The organism is Sulfurimonas sp. HSL3-7 (assembly GCF_039645985.1).
Taxonomy (GTDB): Bacteria; Campylobacterota; Campylobacteria; order Campylobacterales; family Sulfurimonadaceae; genus Sulfonitrofixus; species Sulfonitrofixus jiaomeiensis.
Genome location: NZ_CP147919.1, coordinates 2246041 through 2264848, shown reverse-complemented (window position 1 = coordinate 2264848; position 18808 = coordinate 2246041). Strand labels below are relative to the sequence as shown.

At 45.4% G+C, this 18808-nt stretch carries 15 protein-coding genes and 1 tRNA gene; 11 read left to right on the top strand and 5 right to left on the bottom strand.

Going from position 1 to position 18808, the window contains the following annotated elements:
* Positions 1-4: 4 nt before the first annotated feature.
* The 4 genes from WCY20_RS11205 to WCY20_RS11190 all read right to left on the bottom strand — a co-directional run bounded on the left by WCY20_RS11205 (position 5) and on the right by WCY20_RS11190 (position 4421).
* Positions 5-1690, bottom strand: coding sequence for an Hpt domain-containing protein (locus WCY20_RS11205; RefSeq protein WP_345975184.1), 1686 nt, complete (start codon positions 1688-1690; stop codon positions 5-7).
* A 9-nt stretch (positions 1691-1699) separates the two neighbouring features.
* Complete coding sequence (locus WCY20_RS11200; RefSeq protein ID WP_345975182.1) at positions 1700-2113, bottom strand: PAS domain-containing protein; 414 nt, start codon at positions 2111-2113, stop codon at positions 1700-1702.
* An 84-nt stretch (positions 2114-2197) separates the two neighbouring features.
* A complete protein-coding gene (gene uvrC, locus WCY20_RS11195) occupies positions 2198-3994 on the bottom strand; it encodes an excinuclease ABC subunit UvrC (RefSeq protein ID WP_345975180.1) in 1797 nt (598 codons plus the stop codon).
* A complete protein-coding gene (locus tag WCY20_RS11190; RefSeq protein ID WP_345975178.1) occupies positions 3978-4421 on the bottom strand; it encodes a hypothetical protein in 444 nt (147 codons plus the stop codon). The genes uvrC and WCY20_RS11190 overlap by 17 nt, the downstream gene beginning before the upstream one ends.
* A gap of 110 nt (positions 4422-4531) precedes the next feature.
* Here WCY20_RS11190 and nadB point away from each other — a divergent pair, with 110 nt between their 5' ends.
* The 11 genes from nadB (at position 4532) to WCY20_RS11135 (ending at position 17587) form a co-directional block, all read left to right on the top strand.
* A complete protein-coding gene (gene nadB, locus WCY20_RS11185; RefSeq protein ID WP_345978260.1) occupies positions 4532-5971 on the top strand; it encodes an L-aspartate oxidase in 1440 nt (479 codons plus the stop codon).
* 42 nt (positions 5972-6013) lie between these two features.
* Complete coding sequence (nhaD, locus tag WCY20_RS11180; protein ID WP_345975176.1) at positions 6014-7321, top strand: sodium:proton antiporter NhaD; 1308 nt, start codon at positions 6014-6016, stop codon at positions 7319-7321.
* Between the two features lie 123 nt (positions 7322-7444).
* Positions 7445-8983: a glutamine-hydrolyzing GMP synthase gene (gene guaA, locus WCY20_RS11175; protein ID WP_345975174.1), complete on the top strand. Its 1539-nt coding sequence runs from the start codon at positions 7445-7447 to the stop codon at positions 8981-8983.
* Positions 8984-9197: 214 nt separating this feature from the next.
* Positions 9198-9854: a uroporphyrinogen-III synthase gene (locus WCY20_RS11170; protein ID WP_345975172.1), complete on the top strand. Its 657-nt coding sequence runs from the start codon at positions 9198-9200 to the stop codon at positions 9852-9854.
* A gap of 338 nt (positions 9855-10192) precedes the next feature.
* The gene (gene purD / locus WCY20_RS11165; RefSeq protein WP_345975170.1) at positions 10193-11458 is read left to right on the top strand and encodes a phosphoribosylamine--glycine ligase; all 1266 of its coding nucleotides are present in this window, start codon (positions 10193-10195) and stop codon (positions 11456-11458) included.
* Between the two features lie 9 nt (positions 11459-11467).
* Positions 11468-11920, top strand: coding sequence for an RDD family protein (locus WCY20_RS11160; RefSeq protein ID WP_345975169.1), 453 nt, complete (start codon positions 11468-11470; stop codon positions 11918-11920).
* Positions 11880-14087: an LPS assembly protein LptD gene (gene lptD, locus WCY20_RS11155; RefSeq protein WP_345975168.1), complete on the top strand. Its 2208-nt coding sequence runs from the start codon at positions 11880-11882 to the stop codon at positions 14085-14087. The genes WCY20_RS11160 and lptD overlap by 41 nt, the downstream gene beginning before the upstream one ends.
* A 9-nt stretch (positions 14088-14096) precedes the next feature.
* Positions 14097-14747, top strand: coding sequence for a phosphoribosyltransferase (locus WCY20_RS11150; RefSeq protein WP_345975166.1), 651 nt, complete (start codon positions 14097-14099; stop codon positions 14745-14747).
* A 1-nt stretch (position 14748) separates the two neighbouring features.
* A complete protein-coding gene (locus WCY20_RS11145; protein ID WP_345975165.1) occupies positions 14749-16923 on the top strand; it encodes a polyribonucleotide nucleotidyltransferase in 2175 nt (724 codons plus the stop codon).
* A gap of 212 nt (positions 16924-17135) precedes the next feature.
* On the top strand, positions 17136-17450 hold the full coding sequence (locus WCY20_RS11140; protein WP_345975163.1) for a F0F1 ATP synthase subunit C: 315 nt from the start codon (positions 17136-17138) through the stop codon (positions 17448-17450).
* A gap of 52 nt (positions 17451-17502) precedes the next feature.
* Positions 17503-17587, top strand: a tRNA-Leu gene (locus tag WCY20_RS11135).
* Between the two features lie 288 nt (positions 17588-17875).
* Here WCY20_RS11135 and WCY20_RS11130 read toward each other — a convergent pair.
* A complete protein-coding gene (locus tag WCY20_RS11130; RefSeq protein ID WP_345975161.1) occupies positions 17876-18781 on the bottom strand; it encodes a uroporphyrinogen-III synthase in 906 nt (301 codons plus the stop codon).
* Positions 18782-18808: the final 27 nt, after the last annotated feature.

The window sequence follows — 18808 nt, the reverse complement described above, 5'->3', positions numbered from 1 at the left end:
CCTGTTAAAGTTGGTTTATAAAGCCGTAAAATTCTTTCATAACGGCTTTTGCTTGGATTTTGTCCGTGCTGCTGATCAGCTTCAGAAGAGTGTCTGAGATGTCTTTGATACGGAGATTGTCGCTCACCCCTTTGAGTTGGGTCGCATACCCTTTCCAGCGCATAGCATCATCAGCTTCGACTGCTTCGGTAAGTTTGTTCTTCATCTCGTTTGCTTCAATAATATAGTCGTCAATCAGTGCTGTGACAAGATCAGTGCTCAGTCCGATTTCTGCTGCAGCTCTTTTGATGTCAAAAGTGAGGAGAGGTGCAGTCTCTTTCGCTTCGGTCTGAGGTTCAAAATCCTGAATATCTGAGATGACTTCATCTTCATTGTCCATAAATATAAGAGGTTCATCGGTATCCTTCTGTATCAATCCGAAGTCATAGATGTCAGACGTTTGATCTTGTTCAGGTTCAACTATAGAAGGCTCTGCAATGTGTTCCTGGATGACCGGGGCCTGATCTTCCTGCGGTTCAAGCTCCGGAAGGTCCAACGTTGGAAAAATCTCTTCTTCAACATTCGGCTCGTTAAATTTAGGGGTTAGATCATATAACTCTTCTTCCTCTTCTTGCTTATCAAGCTCAAATTTGACCTCTTCTATATCTTTGCCTTCGAGTTTGGCAATAGTGAGATAGAATTTTTTCAGATTAGCCTCGCACTCTTTGGCATCTGCAGATTCATTGACATTTCTAAGAACTTCAAACGAGTCCTCGATACGAAGGTTGGCTGCGACCCCTTTGAGTTTGTGCGAAAGAACTTTGATCGTATCAAAATCTTCATTTTTAATAGCATTGAAAAGCTGTTCTTTAAATTCATGCGCCTGTTTGATGAAATCGCCAATAAACTCTTCAATGAGATCAACCGGAAGACCAAGCTCATCTGCTGCGATCTGTGGGTCATAGAGATAATCATCGCTAAATTCAAGATCCTTCAGGTACTCCTTGTCTTCCTCACTGAGTTGGGCTCCCAGCATCGGTGTGCTCTTCTCTTCTTTAAGATTGTCCAAAACGGATTTCGGCAATGGCGGCAATTCAGGTTCCGGTTCAGCAAACAACTCCTCTTCATCATCGAAAAAGATATCGAATTCTTCGTCATCAGGTGTTTTAGACGGGGCGAACGGCATAACGGTCTCTTCTTCAACAATCGGCTCTTCTTTGATGAAAAGATCTTCATCCAGGGTTAAAGGCGGTTGTTCTACTGGTGGTTCCGCTTCGATAACAGGCTGTGCTGCAGCTTTTGGCATCTCTTGTGGTGTATTAAAAGATTTTGCCTCGAGGTCAATAGGCGGTGGTGTCGGTGCCGGTCTTTCCGAAGCATCAAGCTGATAGTTTTGTACATTTTTGAGTTTAATCAGATACGCCTCTTCATCAGGGGCTTTCGTTAAATGCAGTTTTGTGATGTCTATTGTTGCAGAGAAAGCGTTGCTTTTACCTGCAATGATGACCTTGGCCTCTTCAGACTCTGCATGAAGGATAAAATCAATCCAGGGAAAATTGGTGAAATTGTGAATATATCCTGGTTTTTTAACAAAAAGTTCGGCGACATCTTTATGTTCATGAAGAAGATCTTCGAACCGGCTGTATCCGAGGAGCTTTAAGCTCTCATCATCTATTCCTACGAACTCTTTATTGTGATCATATATTAGCACATACGCTCCTTACTTCTCTTTTTCTAACATTGTTTTATAGGTCTTTATGATCTCATCGATATTTTTACGACTGGCAGGTTTGCGAGCGGCGATATAACCAGTGATATTGCCTTCGTCATCGTGGACGGGAGAGATTTCTGTCTCAACCCAGTAGTAAAGTCCGTCTTTACGCAAATTTTTTACGATCCCATGCCATGACTGACCGCCTTTGATCGTCTCCCACATCTGGGCAAAGGCTGCTTTCGGCATATCGGGATGACGAATGATGTTATGGGGTTGGCCTTTGAGTTCATCTGCTGTATAACCGGCGATCTCGCAGAATTTACGATTGGCAAATGTAATGACACCTTTGGTGTCCGTTTCACTGATAATTACACGTCCTTCAAAGAGATATTCTTCATCAATAGGTTCAGGTCTTTCCATTTTTTAGAAACCTTTATTTTTCTTAAATCAACCAAATATTTTGGGAGTTTCAGCAAATATATCATAATTAAAAGCAAATATAACTTATTTATATATCATCTTGATTTTTTTTGCATCACTTTGGTTCAGTATGGCTGTAATCTCTTCTTGAGTGGCATTTTTCAATGCATCGAAAGTGCCAAAATGCTGAAGAAGCTTGACCACTTTTGCCTGTGATATGCCGTGTGTATTTAAGAGCTTTGAGGCTTGGTCACGTTTGAGCTTGGTCTTTTTATGGAAGGTGATAGCATAGCGGTGCGCTTCATCCCGCAGCCGCTGCATCCACTGCAGCCGTTTATCCGAAGGTGACAGCTTAAAACTCTCCGTTATACTGTGGAGTTGATCGTGAGCGCTTCCTTTGGCCCGATGGGACTTGGCATCGATCTTCTCTTTGGAGATGGCGATAACGTCCAGGTTGACGCCGGCAGATTCCAAAAGCTCTTTGGCCAGTGTCAAAAGTGTTGTACCGCCGTCGATGAGCCATAGGTCAGGAGGCGGGTTCTCTTCAAAACCTGCGATTCGCCGTGAGAGTGTCTCCCGCATCTGTCCGTATTCATCGCGTGCTTCAAGGTGGTAGTGACGATAACCTGACTTGTCGAATCCTTCATTGTCAAAGACGATCATACCGCCAACCGTCGCTTCTCCTGCCATATGCGAGTTGTCAAAGGCCTCTATCCTGCGGGGCAACCGCTCAAGTGTGAGCAGTTCCTGAAGCTGTTTCGCGATAGTTTCAGTCGTGTTGTTTTTCTTTTGGCGCAGGAGCTCGTCTGCATTGGTCAAGGCGAGCTCGGTAAGGCGTTTCTTGTTGCCGCGCTGCGGTAGAGTGATCGTCGCTTTTTTCTCAAAAAGAAGCGAGAGGTGCTCTTCAACGAGTGCTCTTTCTTTAAAGTCATGGGCCACTAGAATCGGTGCGATAATAGGAGGTTTTTCATGGCCGTAAAACTCCAGTAAAGCACGCTCATACGCTTCATCGATATCGAATCCGCTGTTAAGGTTTATAATGTCGTGTGAAGAGGAGATAATCCTGCCCGAACGCATAAAAAGCCGTACCACTGCTGCACGTTGATTGTTGTGGCTGATGGCAAAGATGTCATAGTTCTCGGTTGAAGCGAGATCGATCTGTGAGATCAGCTCGCTTTTGGCGATCCGCTCAATGCGATCGCGAAGTGTGCCTGCCTCCTCAAAGCGCAGGTTTTCTGCATAAAAAGCCATCTTCTCTTTAAGTTTCGAAATCAAAACATTTTTGTTTTCGATATAGCGGATACCCTCTTGCACGATCGCATTGTAAACCTCCGGAGTGACTTTTTTTTCACAAGGGGCAAGGCATTGATCCATCTGGTAGTAAAGACAGGCTTTCTTGCCCTTGAGACAGCTCTTCTTCTGAACCAGCTTGCAGAGCTCGTACACAGAGTCCAGAATATCGCGCGCGCCGACGGAATAGGGGCCGAAATACGCTATATGACTGCCTTTAAGAAGTTTTCGGGTGATCTCGAATCTAGGGAAGGGCTCACTGGTGTCGATATAGATATAGGGGTAGGTCTTGTCATCGCGCAACAGAATATTGTATTTGGGTTTGAGCTGTTTGATCAGCGAGTTTTCCAGGATCAGGGCGTCGTGTTCGCTTTTGACAACGATGTAGTGCATCGATGTAGTCTCGCCGAGCATCTTGACAATACGAGGTGAAAGTTTGCTGTTTGGCCGCAGTGTCGGACTGAATAGGAAGTAGCTTTTGACCCGGTTGTAAAGGTTTTTCGCTTTACCTACATAGAGTAGCTTGCCGTTTCGGTCAAAATATTGATAGATACCGGGTGATTTGGGAAGGTTTCTAATGGTGTTTATCATGAATGCTGTTGCGTATCTTTTCAATAATATTGTGAAGTTTTGTATCGGTTACAGGGTTGTCGAAGGTACCGGCGGAACGCTCAACATATTCGGGTGCCGTCTCTTTTTTGACATCAATATTTTTTGTTACCGGTTTGTGTGAGACATAGGCGCGGATATCCTCAAACGGCAAATCCTGGCAGGTTTTTGGAGGATGAAGTTTTAAAGGCGTTTTAATTGAAGCTATTATAATATCGAACTCTTGTTTGGCGCCGGGATGATTGAGTACAAAATAGAGCACTTTGTGTTTGATGTAGGCAAACTGAACCATCGGCTGAAGATGGGGCGGCAATAGTGTTTTGATCGTATCAATACAACGCTGTTGTGTTAATTTTTTATATTGAGGTTGAGTAACAAGATGAGCGAGAACCTGAGCCGAGTTTTTCATGCAACAATTATAACAGTTGCCTTGTTAACTTTATCTGGCTGTGGCTATAAAGACGACCCATTTTATGCGCCGTCTGCACAGGAAAAATAGATGAAACGAAAGAGAAAATGATGCATTATGATGTTGTGATCATCGGCGCCGGAATTGCGGGTTTGTATACTGCAATGAATCTGCCCCGAAATAAAAAGGTACTTATTGTCAATAAGGCTCATCCCTGGGAATGCAATACCTTTTATGCCCAAGGCGGTGTGACGACGGCTAAAGACGACAGCGACATTCCTGTGCATATTAATGATACGTTGAATGCCGGTGCAGGGCTTTGCAATAAAGAGGCTGTTGAGGTGTTGAGCCAAAATTCTCAGGAAGTGATCCATGATCTTATTGCACGCGGGTTTCATTTTGATGTTAATGAGAAGGGGGAACTGCTCTATACTCAGGAAGCTGCCCATTCGCAAAAACGGATTCTGCATGCCGGCGGGGATGCAACAGGGCGTTATCTTCACCATTTTCTGCTTGAAAAGAATCCGCATCCGATGCTTGAAAATGCGATCGTTATCGATCTGCTGCTCGAAGAGGAGCAGATCTGCGGCATCGTGGTGATGCATCGGGGGGAACGAAAAGAGATCCTGGCCCGTTCCGTCGTCATTGCAAGCGGGGGTGTCGGGGCACTGTTTGAGTATCACACCAATGCCTCAAGTATCAGCGGCGAACTGCATGGTATCTGTCTGGAAAAGGGTATCGCACTTGAAAAGATGGAGATGCTGCAGTTCCACCCTACGGTCTATGTGGATAACAATACCGCACAAAAGCAGCTGCTTACCGAAGCCCTGCGCGGCGAAGGGGCCCAGATCGTGGATGATCTGGGATACCGTTTTTTATTTGATTATGACAAACGCGGCGAGATGGCACCGCGGGACATCGTAAGCCGCGCGATCTTTGATTACGCGCAGAAAACGAAAAAGCAGGTCTACCTCTCTTTTACAAGTTTTGATTACGACTACTTTAAACACCGTTTTCCCAATATCGAGAACCGTTTTTCAGCTCTGGGTTTCAACCTGCCGAAAGACAAGGTGCCCATTTCGCCCGCTTTTCACTATGCTATCGGCGGCATAAAAACAGACCTTAGAGGCCATGTACCGTCGATAAAAGGGCTTTATGCGGTCGGTGAAGTTGCGTCGACCGGTGTGCATGGCGCGAACCGTCTTGCGAGCAACTCTTTGCTTGAAGGACTGGTGTTTGCCAAACGCGCGGCGCAAGCGCTCGTCAGTGAAGAGGGCACGCATTGCAGCGGCCCTTTTGCGAAGAACACCGAATTGCTTTATATCGAGGGTGATAAAGAGAAAAAAGAGCGGCTGCGCCGTATAATGTGGGAGAAGGTTTCCATCGTGCGGACGACGCAAGGTCTGCAAGAGGCATTTGAAGCGATCGAAGAGATGCTTCATGAACCTATCGGCCGCCTGCTGAAACTTCGTCTGCTGACGGCGAAAGAGATCGTCCGTTCAGCGCTGGCGCGAAAAGAATCGGTGGGCGTTCATTACCGACAAGGGTAATCGCACCGGAGGTGTATTATCTATTCTAACTGGGAGTATTATATGCATGAAGACATGCTGAATTTATCGACAACATGGGTGGGAATCGCTGTACTGGCGGTTTTTATAATCGGATATTATTTTATCGCGACAGAGGAGAAGTACGAGATCAACAAGGCCAAACCGGCACTGTTTATCGGAACCTTCTCTTTTATGCTGATCGGTATTTACTATACCCTGAACGGGATGGACCCGACGCCGCTGCATCATGAGATGACGCTGTTGATCGAAGAGATCGCCGAGATCTTTTTCTTCCTCTTTGTCGCGATGACTTTTATCGAGACACTGATCGAACGCGGCGTGTTCGATCTGATGAAGTACAACCTCGTTTCGAAGGGGTACACGTATAAAAAGCTATTCTGGCTTACCGGCCTTCTGGCATTTTTTATCTCCCCGGTCGCAGATAACCTGACAACGGCGCTGATCCTGTCAACGGTGCTTTTTACGATTGACAAAGAGAACCATAAATTCCTGGTCCCCGGTGCGATCAACATTGTCGTTGCCGCCAATGCCGGCGGTGCCTGGAGCCCTTTCGGTGACATTACGACCTTGATGGCGTGGACAGCCCAAAAAGGCGAGTTTATCGATTTTCTCTTCCTTTTTGTCCCTTCTATAGGCGGATGGCTGTTTACGGCGTGGCTGCTTAGCAGAGCCGTACCGACGGGACAGCCGCCTTTTGATGCTACAAGCGAGGAGAAACCAAAGATGCGTGATGGCGGCATGGTCGTTGTCTGGCTGGGTGTGTTTACAATCTTTGTAGCTGTTATGGGCCATCAGTTCTTCCATTTTCCGGCAATGTGGGGCATGCTGTTCGGTCTGTCGATCCTGAAACTCTATTCGTTCCATTTGACACGCCAGCAAGCGGACTCCTTCGATATTTTTGTCAATATGAAAAAAATCGAAAATGATACGCTTCTCTTTTTCTTCGGGATCCTTTCGGCAGTCGGAGCACTGCACTATGTCGGATTCTTGAACTACATTCATGATCTTTACAGTCTGGTCGGACCGACTGCGGCCAATATCGGGGTCGGTTTCATCTCGGCAATTGTGGACAACGTCCCTGTCATGAGCGCCATTTTGAAAGCAAGTCCGGAGATGTCGCTTGACCAATGGATGCTTGTCACCCTGACGGCGGGTATCGGCGGCAGTCTGATCAGTTTCGGGTCAGCTGCCGGTGTCGGTGTTATGGGGCGTCTTCGCGGTATCTATACCTTCGGTTCGCATATGAAGTACGCCTGGACGATTTTGGCCGGTTATATTCTATCGATGGGACTCTGGTACGTTCAGTTCCAGGTCCTGGGACTTTACTAAACTCTTTCATGCAGGGCGTCTGCTCTGCAATATGCATACCCTGTACTATTTTATTTATAAAAGCCGCCTCTAATCCTCTTTAGGATATCCTGTCATACTTACTTTACTTTTAAAGGCACTGTTTTGAAACACGTCAGTATTGTCGTTTTAGATTTTGGTTCTCAGTACACACAGCTGATCGCACGTCGTATGCGTGAAGAGAAGATCTATTGTGAGATTCTTCCTTACTATACAAAGGCCGATGCTATCAAGGCAAAAAACCCACAGGGGATCATCTTAAGCGGTGGCCCTTCATCGGTTTACAGCAAAGATGCCTATGAAGTTGACCAGGAAGTTTACAATATGGGTATTCCGGTACTTGGTATCTGTTACGGTATGCAGCGCATCGCAGTCGATTTTGGCGGCTCGGTTATCCGTTCTGATCACCATGAATACGGCAAAGCCGAACTGGAGATTGTTAAACCGTCACTGCTTTTCGATGACGTCGATAACGGCACAACCGTCTGGATGAGCCATAGTGACCGCGTAGATGAACTGCCGGAAGGCTTTGAACCGATTGCGATCTCGGCTAATTCGCCGTATGCTGCCATTGCAAACGAAGATAAAAAAGTCTACGCAATGCAGTTCCACCCTGAGGTCAATCACTCGGTTGAAGGTTACTTGATGCTTCGCAACTTCGCACGCAAGATCTGTGGTGTGACTGAGAAGTGGGAGATGGGTCACTTCTTAAAAGAGCAGATCAAGATCATCCGTGAAAAAGTGGGCGACGGGAAAGTGCTTTGCGGTCTAAGCGGCGGGGTAGACTCCTCTGTTGTTGCTGCACTGCTTTATGAAGCGATCGGTGATCAGCTGGTGCCGGTCTTTGTCGACAACGGTTTGCTTCGTAAAGGTGAACGCGAGCAGGTCGAAGAGGTCTTTAAAATCAACCTGAAAGTGCCTTTGATTACGGTTGATGCTGTCGATAACTTCCTGGGCAAGCTTGCCGGTGTCAGTGACCCTGAGACAAAACGCAAGATCATCGGCCACACCTTTATCGAAGAGTTTGAAGCGGAAGCAAAAAAGCATGAAGGCATCAAGTTCTTGGCACAAGGGACACTTTACCCGGATGTTATCGAGTCAATCTCAGTCAAAGGGCCGTCCGAGGTCATCAAGTCACACCACAATGTGGGTGGTCTGCCTGATTGGATGGATTTTGAACTGATCGAGCCGTTACGTGAGCTCTTCAAAGACGAGGTCCGTAAAATGGGACTTGAACTTGGCCTCCCTTCAAGCATGATCAACCGCCATCCGTTCCCTGGACCGGGTCTTGCGATCCGTATTATGGGCGATGTAAACCGTCCCGACCTTGACCTCTTGCGCGAAGCAGATGCTATTCTTCTGGACGAGCTGAAAGCAAGCGGCTATTACACCCGTACATGGCAGGCTTTTGCCGTTCTGTTGAATGTTAAATCAGTCGGTGTCATGGGTGACAACCGAACCTATGACAATACGGTATGTGTCCGTGTTGTTGAGGCAGTCGACGGTATGACGGCGACGTTCGCACACCTGCCGCACGATCTGCTGGAACGTATCTCCCGCCGTATCATCAACGAGGTTGACGGCATCAACCGCGTAGTGTACGATATCTCATCCAAGCCTCCGGCAACGATCGAATGGGAATAAAGTAAAAAACGACGATTTCGGCGTAGGGTCCAGCCCCCCGGCTGTCTTGCACTGAAGTTCACCGTTCGGTGTACCGATGTACGCCTTCGGGATCACTTTTGCACAACCTACACAAACTCCCCATTTTTACTGCTGTGAAGGTAGAGCATAATAAACTCTGTCATTTTGGACTTGATCCGGAATCTACAATTTTTATGTCTAAATCGAGGCCACAATGACGCAAGATAGTAAAAACGCCATCTTTCTTTTTTCCACGACTTCACATCCCCATGTAACACACATCCCTATTTTAGCGACCCGTTTTTTCCAGCCGGTGATAGACTTCAGCGCATATGATGCTATTGTATTGACATCCAAACAGGCAGTCACGGCTTTGGAAAAGATCTCTTCAAACTGGAAAGTGCTGCCTGCTTTGTGTGTCGCTTCCAAGACTGCTTATGCGGTCGAAAAAGCGGGAGGGGAACTGCTTGAAAAAGGGGAAGGGTACGGCGACTCTCTGACGGATATCATTATAGACAATTACGCTTCATATCGCTGGCTGTATCCCCGTCCTGCAGTGGTCGCCTCAGATTTTAAAGAACATGTGAAACAAGCCGGTGTTCACATGGACGATATCATTGTCTATGAAACCTATTGCAATGATGCGTGCCGAGATATCGAACTTCCTGACAATGCAATACTCGTCTTCACGTCACCGTTGACGATAGCCTGTTTTATGACGCTCTTTAGCTTTAAATCCAGTTATAAAGTTGTCGTGATCGGAAAGACGACGGCAAAAGCATTGCCTGAAAACATAAAATATCATATGCCTGATCTTCCGACTGTCGATGCATCTGTCTTATTGGCTGAAAAACTCTTACAGACCTTCTAAATGGGCTTTCGATTTAGCCCCGAAAAAGCTCTGTTTTTGTATAATATTAATTAGCCTGGGTGGTGCGATTTCTCGCAATTATGAGGGTTCTACATTTTCTTTTTGTGAATGCTGTAGATGTTCTTGTGTGCGGTGGTCTCGTTTGATGGGTCAAACCAGAGAGATTGCGGCCTGATGGAACACTCACTTTGCTGTTTTTTCGGCTTTGAGAACCAAAGCTTAGTGCGGACCGGCCACTCGGACTTCTTGAAGAGTCCATTAAGGTTTTCCTGAATTTTTATTAAAATGTACAATGTCTGTTTTTATAAAAATTTTGATCGATCATATTTGGAGTTAAGATGAACATATTGGTACTAGGCAGCGGCGGACGCGAATACTCTATCGGGCGTGCCCTGAAAAAAGATGAAGCAGTTGAGAAACTCTTTTTTGCGCCAGGCAATGGCGCGACACGTGAACTGGGTGAAAATCTTAGTATCAAAGAGTATGATGCATTGGCTGATTTTGCGATCGAGAACAAGATCGATCTGACGATCGTTGGGCCGGAAGCACCGCTTGTCGACGGCGTCGTCGATATCTTTAAGGCCAAAGGGCTGACAATTTTTGGCCCGAGCAAAGAGGCAGCGCAGCTTGAGGGTTCAAAAGTCTATATGAAAAACTTTTTGGCGAAATATGACATTCCGACAGCACGTTACATTGAAACGGACAACATCGAAGCCGCCTATAAGTTTATTGAGACCTTGCCGACGCCGATTGTTGTTAAAGCGGATGGTCTGTGTGCCGGTAAAGGGGTTATCATCGCCCAGTCCCACGATGAAGCGAAAAAAACAGTCGGCGAGATGCTCAGTGGTAAAGCTTTCGGAGACGCAGGCAAGAAGGTCATCGTAGAAGAGTTTCTTGACGGTTATGAACTCTCTATGTTCGCTATCTGTGATGGGGATGATTTTATCCTGCTTCAAGCCGCCCAAGACCATAAGCGCCTTCTGGATGGTGATCAGGGACCGAATACAGGCGGGATGGGGGCGTATGCGCCGACACCGCTTGTCGATGATACCTTGTATGAGAAGGTTAAAGCGCGTATTATCCGTCCGACACTTAAAGGGATGAAAGCCGAGGGCGCACCTTTTGAGGGTGTCCTCTTTATCGGTATCATGGTGGTCAACGGTGAGCCTATTACACTGGAGTTCAATGTCCGGTTCGGTGATCCGGAGTGTGAGATTCTGATGCCGCTTCTCAAAACACCTGCTTCCGAACTCTTTTATAAAGCAGCGACAAAACAGCTTGATACACTGAATGTGGAATTTTCAGACGAGTATGCTGTCGGCGTTGTTATGGCAAGTAAAGATTACCCGTACAGTTCAACGCCGCCTGCCGAGATCGTTGTTGATGAGATCGTGCATGAAGATATTAAAGAACACACCCATATCTCTTATGCCGGTGTCAGTGAAGAAGACGGTATACTTTATGCTGACGGCGGGCGGGTACTTGTCTGCGTGGGCCTTGGTGATACGATCCGTGAAGCGCGGGATCGTGCTTACGCACTTTGCGGTCAGGTCCATTTTGCCGGTAAGAAGTTACGTACCGATATCGCCTACCAAGCACTCTAGGCTTTATCCGTGAATGATGAGGTTCAGCGTCGTCTTCTCAATGCCGGATTGGAGTTATCCAGTATACAAAAACGTGCACTCGCATTTTTTATTGACGAGCTGATCCTTGCGTTTCTGTTTTTGATCATCATCTGGGACCAGCTCTCGGCAGTGAACGACCCGGATGCGATTGTCGCTCTTATCAACACGTTTACCTTTGAGTACCTTCTTATCAAGATCATCTATCAAACGTTTTTTGTCTATCTTTACGGTGCTACGTTGGGAAAAATGGTGATGAAGATCAACATTGTCGATGCGGTGACGATGCAGAGGCCGATCTTCAGCAGTGCGCTCAACCGGGGTGTGTTCCGTATCATCAGCGAGATGATCTTCTACCTCGGCTTTATCTGGGCTTTTTATGATAAAAATAGACAGAGCTGGCATGACAAGACGGCTCGAACTTTGGTGGTCAATGCATCTTAGGTATCTGCTTCTCTTTTTTTTCCTGACACCGATACTTTATGCAGGCGATCCGGTAGAGTTCTATGCCAAAGATCTGAATATGCATGGAGATAAAGTCTATGCAGAAGGTGATGTCCTGGTCATTTATCAGGACAGCTATATCAGCGCTGAAAAAGCCAGCTATGACAAGAACAGTACGGTACTTGAACTTTTCGGAAACGTTGTGACACTCAAAGGGAGTGAATACCAGTTCATTGGCGACTATATGAAGCTCAATATTGACAGAAAAGAGCGTGAAATATCACCGTTTTATATGTTGGACAAAGAGTCAAAGGTCTGGCTCTCTTCGCAAAAATCCCAGGCGTGCGAAAATACTGTCAATATCGAAAAAGGTATTATCTCAGGATGTGAGCCCAGTAATCCGCTCTGGGAGATCTATTTCAGCAGTTCAGATTACAACAGTGAGAGCAAATGGCTCAATATCTATAATGCTCGGTTCCATTTCGGGGGGATCCCGCTGCTCTATTTTCCCTATTTCGGATACTCTCTGGACCGGTCACGCCGAAGCGGTCTGTTGATTCCCTCTTTCGGTGTTTCAGGTTCAGAGGGTCTCTATTATGAGCAGCCGCTCTACATCGTTTTGGGAGACAGTGCTGATATCGAACTTAAGCCGCAACTGCGTACCTCCCGTGGACAAGGGCTTTACGGTACCCTTCGATTTGTGGATTCCAAGGATTCCAGAGGAAGCCTTACCTTAGGGTATTTTGAAGAAAAAAATAGCTATTTTTTGGAGAATAACCTTCAAAATGACAGACATTACGGGTTCGGATTCAAGTACCAGAACAGAAGCGTTTTGCAACATTGGTTTGGACTTGATCTTGGCGGGCAATCGGGTCTATACAGCGATGTCCAATGGATGAATGATGTCGATTATCTCAATCTTTCAAGTAACGATACCATTAACTCGGTCACTTCCAACCAGGTCTATTCGCGTGTCAACCTTTTTTACAATGAAGAGAAGAACTACTATGGCGCTTATCTGAAATATTATCTTGATCTTAATCCCCAAGACGCCGATAAACGTAAAGCAACGATCCAAAAACTTCCTATTCTTCAATACCATCACTATCTTGACGCCTATTTGGATCAGCACCTCTATTACACACTCAACATGACTGCCAACAATTATGTGCGACAAGAGGGAAAAGAGGGTGAAGAACTTGAGTTGAACATCCCTGTTACTCTGCAGAGTGCTTTTCTCGATGATTATATCAACGTCGCATATAAGGCGCAGCTTTACGGCAGGCTGATCGACTTTAGAAGTGAAGCCGATGCAAGCGTGACACAAGATATTTATAAACGGGGATATTACGGACGTTTATCGCATAACGTAAACGTGGACTCCTATCTGACAAAAGGCTATGAAGAGTATTCCCATACTATGGTGTTTTCCGGAACGTACACAAAGTTCGGCAGTGATAAAAAAGGCGGTTACTATGCACTTGTAGAAAACGATTGTACGAGTGATCTTCCTTTATATCCGCAGAATTGTGAGTTCTATACCTTATCAAATATAGAAGACAATGTGAACCTTCAGTTTACACAGTATATCATTGACAACAGTGGCAGAGAGAAGATATACCATCGCCTTTCGCAACCGGTACTGCTGACGACATCCAATTCGCAAGAGGAAGGGTTAGGCGACTTCGAAAATGAGTTTAGATGGAATATAACGGATAAAATATCATTTTACGACGATACGTTTTACAGTTTTCAGCGTAATGAATGGGTGAAGACACTTAATACCCTGCGATATCAGGACAAAGCTTTTAATATAGGCTTTTCCTATCTGTATGAGAACAAAGCCTACAAAGATAAGCTCAACCCCTATACAAACTACTTGAATGCTGATGCCTCTTATCGCTATAATAAACACTATAAGTACTTTACAAAATATGCATTTGATGTGGAAAACAGTATCAAGAAGTATTCTGAGATCGGGTTTCTCTATACAAAGCGATGCTGGGATTTTGGGCTGCGTTATGTGGAGAATAACCGTCCGGTTCTCAGGCAGAACAGTATTACAGACAGTACGTTTGATAAATATATTTACTTTACGCTTATTCTCAAACCTATCGGCGGTTCGGAAGTGAGCTACAGAACCAGCGATACACTAACGAGCCAATAAGGAGTCTGCATGAGTACGAACAGAATGATATTTACAGATCGGAAGGATGCTGCAGTCAGGCTCAAGGAGCATCTTCCCCGGGATCGGATGAAGCAAGAGAAGTGGCATCTTGTCGCTGTCTCTTCCGGAGGTTTGGAGCTGATGTATTACATGAATGAACGTCTGAATTTAGCGAAGGATTTTCTCTTTTCTGCCGGTATTTATGCCCCTAAAAACAGCGAATGCGAGTTGGCCAGGGTGAGTGAACATGAAGAGATTGTGATTAATGACAGCCTGGTGAAAACATTTGACATCAAGTATGACTATATTTACGGTGAAGCTTCACGTAAGTATGAAGAGAAGATTTTGAGTTATATTTACAAATACCGCAAGGGTAAGCATTTTGAAGACATGGAAGGCAGGACCATACTGCTGGTGGATGAAGGGGCGGAAAGCGGTCTAAAGCTGATGGCAGCAATAAAAACAGTTTTAGCGATGAGACCCAAAGCCGTTTATGTCGCGGTACCGGTTTTGCCAAGCGATCTGCTTGACAGTCTGGAACCTTTGACCGACGAGATCTTTTTTATCTCAGCCCTGGATGATTATATTGATACAAAAAGTTATTATGAATCATTTGAACCTGTTACCGATGCGCAGATCGCGCAATACCTAGGAGAATAAGATGGACTATAACGTATTAATAGATTTGGATAATAAAAACGAAGAATATGCCCTGGAAAGTGTTGCCAAGCAGGCGAACGGTTCAGTATGGTTAAAAAGCGGTAAAACGGTTCTGCTGGCAACAGTGGTGATAGACGAAAATGAATTCGCCGGCGGCGAGTTTTTACCGTTGACGGTGCAGTATATTGAAAAAGCCTACGCAGCGGGTAAATTTCCGGGAGGGTATATCAAACGCGAGAGTAAGCCGAGCGATTTTGAAGCCTTGACCTCGCGAATCATCGACCGATCCCTGCGTCCGCTTTTTCCAAAAGGTTTTACCAACCCGATCCAGATCACCGTTCTAGTCTTGAGTGCGGATGAAGAGAGCGATTTACAAGCCCTCGCACTGAATGCAGCCTCAGCTGCACTTTATGTCTCTGATATTGATATTAAGACCTCGGTGACATCGTGCCGCATTGCCAGGGTCGAAGGTGAACTGATCGCCAATCCGACTATGTCCCAACTCCATGAGAGTACGCTGGATCTGTATGTTGCGGGCAGCAGAGAAGATCTGTTGATGATCGAGATGAAAGCACATGGGTCGGTGGAGACTGAACTGCTCTCAACTGCCATGGTCGATCCGATGATCGATCCGGCAATGGGCGTCGATACGGTGGATAGCTATCATGCCAACCTTGTCAGTGAAGAGGAGTTTATTGAGATCCTTTCTATGGCACAAGAGAGGCTTAATACCGCTAATAAAGCATACGAGAGTGCTTTTGACCCGTATGCGAAAGAGCCGATGACAATGGAACTGCACGAGGTGAGCGGCACACAGCAAATTGAGGCATACATTCTTGAAGAGCATGCCGAAGCGGTCAAAGAGGCAATTAAAGAGATGGCTAAAAGTGAACGCTCAAATGCCTTGCGAAAGATTCGAAATGATGTTCTGACAAAGCATGAAGAGTGGGACAAAGAACATGTCAAAATGGCATTGATCAATGTTAAAAAATCGATGGTGCGAGAACAGATCTTAAAAGAGGGTGTGCGTGCTGACGGACGTGGGTTAAATGCTATCCGCCCGATCGATATACAAACCAATATTCTGCCGTCTGCCCATGCGTCCTGCCTGTTTACCCGGGGACAGACACAGGCTCTGGTCGTTATGACGCTTGGCGGTGACAAAGATGCCCAGATGTACGAAAGTCTTACCGACACGGCTCAGAAGAGCGAACGTTTTATGGTGCACTACAACTTTCCGGGCTTTGCAGTACGTGAGGCTTCTCCGATAGGTGCGCCCAAACGCCGCGAACTCGGTCACGGCAATCTTGCCAAGCGGGCGCTGGAGTGTACGCTTGAATCGCCGGGGCATACGATCCGCCTTGTCTCCGAAATATTGGAGTCAAACGGTTCTTCTTCTATGGCGACGGTGTGCGGCGGCTATATGGCGATGCGTGCCGGCGAGATCGAACTGACCGATACGATTGCCGGGATCGCGATGGGGATGGTATCGGAAGGTTCAGAATACGCGATCCTCTCCGACATTACCGGCCTTGAAGATCATGACGGGGATCTGGACTTCAAGGTAGCCGGCTCAAAAGAGGGGATCTCTGCTCTGCAGATGGATATTAAACTCGGCGGTATCAACCTGGAAGTGCTTAAGAAAGCACTGTTTCAGGCAAAAGAGGGGCGCGGTCATATTATTGACGTTATGCTTGAAGCCGAAAAAAAGATAGAGACCAATCCAGACCTGCCGACCCATACCATCTTTCATATTGATCCAGCCCGTGTTGCCGAGATCATCGGTCAGGCAGGCAAAACAATCCGCTCGATCATAGAGAAGTTCGAAGTCGCGATCGATATCGATCGCAAAGGCGGAAAAGTCAAGGTGTCGGGTCTTAACCGTGAGGGGGTAAAAGCGGCGCGCAGACATATTGAAGAGATCGCAAACAAAAAGCGCGAGCCGTTACCGGAATATCAGGTGGGCGATATTGTCGAAGGGAAGGTGAAACGCATTGTCGATTTCGGTGCTTTTATCGAACTACCCGGTGGTGTGGATGGACTGTTGCATATCTCCAAAATCTCAGACGGCCACATTAAAAATATTACTGATGTGATCAGTATCGGTGATACCATCAATGTTGAGATCCTGGAATTTAAAGGCAATAAAATCAGTCTCGGACGTGCTGCAGTATAAAACTGCCAATGCAGTTGCCTGTTTATAGCAGATGAAATGCATTTAACGCATTAAAATCTGCGTTCTTAATATAATATTTATTTAGAGCGCACTATAATTGCGCACACAAAGTAATTAGTAGGGACATGGCTCGCATTTATGTGGTCATGGCTCACCGCTTAAGGTGGGTTACGCTAGCCGAACGGACTTTGATTTTTAAACGGAGAAATATAATGAAAAAAATCGTATTAATGATGCTAGCACTTGCTGCTACTGCATTTGCTGCTGATGCAGACGTTGCGAACCAAACTCTTAAAGCGTACTCAATGATCGCTGCAGGTGTTGGTCTTGGTCTTGCTGCACTTGGTGGTGCTATCGGTATGGGTCACACTGCTGCTGCTACTATCGCCGGTACTGCACGTAACCCAGGTCTTGGCGGTAAGCTAATGACTACAATGTTCATCGCTCTTGCAATGATCGAAGCGCAAGTTATCTATACTCTAGTTATCGCGCTTATCGCTCTTTACGCGAACCCTTACCTAGGTTAATCACCTAAGTAACCCTCAGTCAGCCTTTATGGCTGACATCTTTCTTTATAATGCGCACGTGGTGGAACGGTAGACACGCTACCTTGAGGGGGTAGTGCCTTACGGGTGTGGAGGTTCAAATCCTCTCGTGCGCACCATAATTCAACTCCAGATAAATCTTAAATATACACATAAACCCCTAAAATACGAACATCAAGTACGTTACAATAACATTTCGAACTTGAATTGGCGTTTGCAATTCATGATAAAGTCTACAAGACCATTAATGAATAAAAATATAAAATAATGGTTAATTACAAGAAGATATTATTAAAGAGCAACCGATACAACATTGATTCTGCTGAAGTCAAAAAAATCCTCGATGCCATAGAAGTATATTGAAAACGGGATAAGCATAAATATTAAGGAATTGAAAATGTAAATAATTACAAAGATTTCTTGACTGACATGGCTTTTCGTATACACGCATCTATAGAGGTCGTTTCTGCTATATATGGTGTGATTTCTTTCGGAAAATACTGTGCTGTCGTATGTCCAATTGCTATGGCTGTATAAGTGGGATCCCAATCGGCGTTTTGAAAAAAGCAGTTGATTGTTGATGGTGAAGAGAAAATGATGATTGAGTTTTTAGGGAGAACAATCTTTTGATCAAACTGTTTGCAGGTCGTTTCATAGACAATCACTTCATCGCATAAAACCCCTTTACTGTTGAGGTTATCACATAAATCGGATGCCACATCTTTTGCACGAAGGTAGAGTAGCTTTTTATCTTTCAATGGTTTTATCAACTCTTTTGCAAATTCATTTCCGTAATGGCTTTTACCTACAAATCTTAACTGGCCTTTTAATGATTTGACAGCTTTTGCAGTTTGTGGAGCCAACGCATAGACAGGTTTCTGTCTCCATTTTTCATTAAAATTTTCAATTGCAAAGACCGCATTTTTGGAGGTGAAAATCAATCCGTCATACAGGTTGAAATCAATCTCTGAAGGTATCGGTTTTGTAACGATGACAGGAAGGTTCTTAGCGTAGTCAACTTCTTTATCACTTAATACATATACATCGTATTGTTTGCTGATAAAACGCTTTATGCTTGGAGTAAGTGAGTATTGAATCTTTTTGATCCAAGACGGGTTGTGAACGATGTGGAGGTTCTTTTTTTTATCTATAATGTATTGAATGTTATGTTTTTGAAACAGGTGCGTGATGCTTACCAGTTCCATCGAGGCATCTGTTGTATGCTTTTGATCCAATATCACCATTTTTGATGGATTGTCATACTCATAATAAATAAGATTTAACGGTTTCAATAATTCGGTTATATTTGTCATAATATCGTAGTGTATTGTATTTGTGTA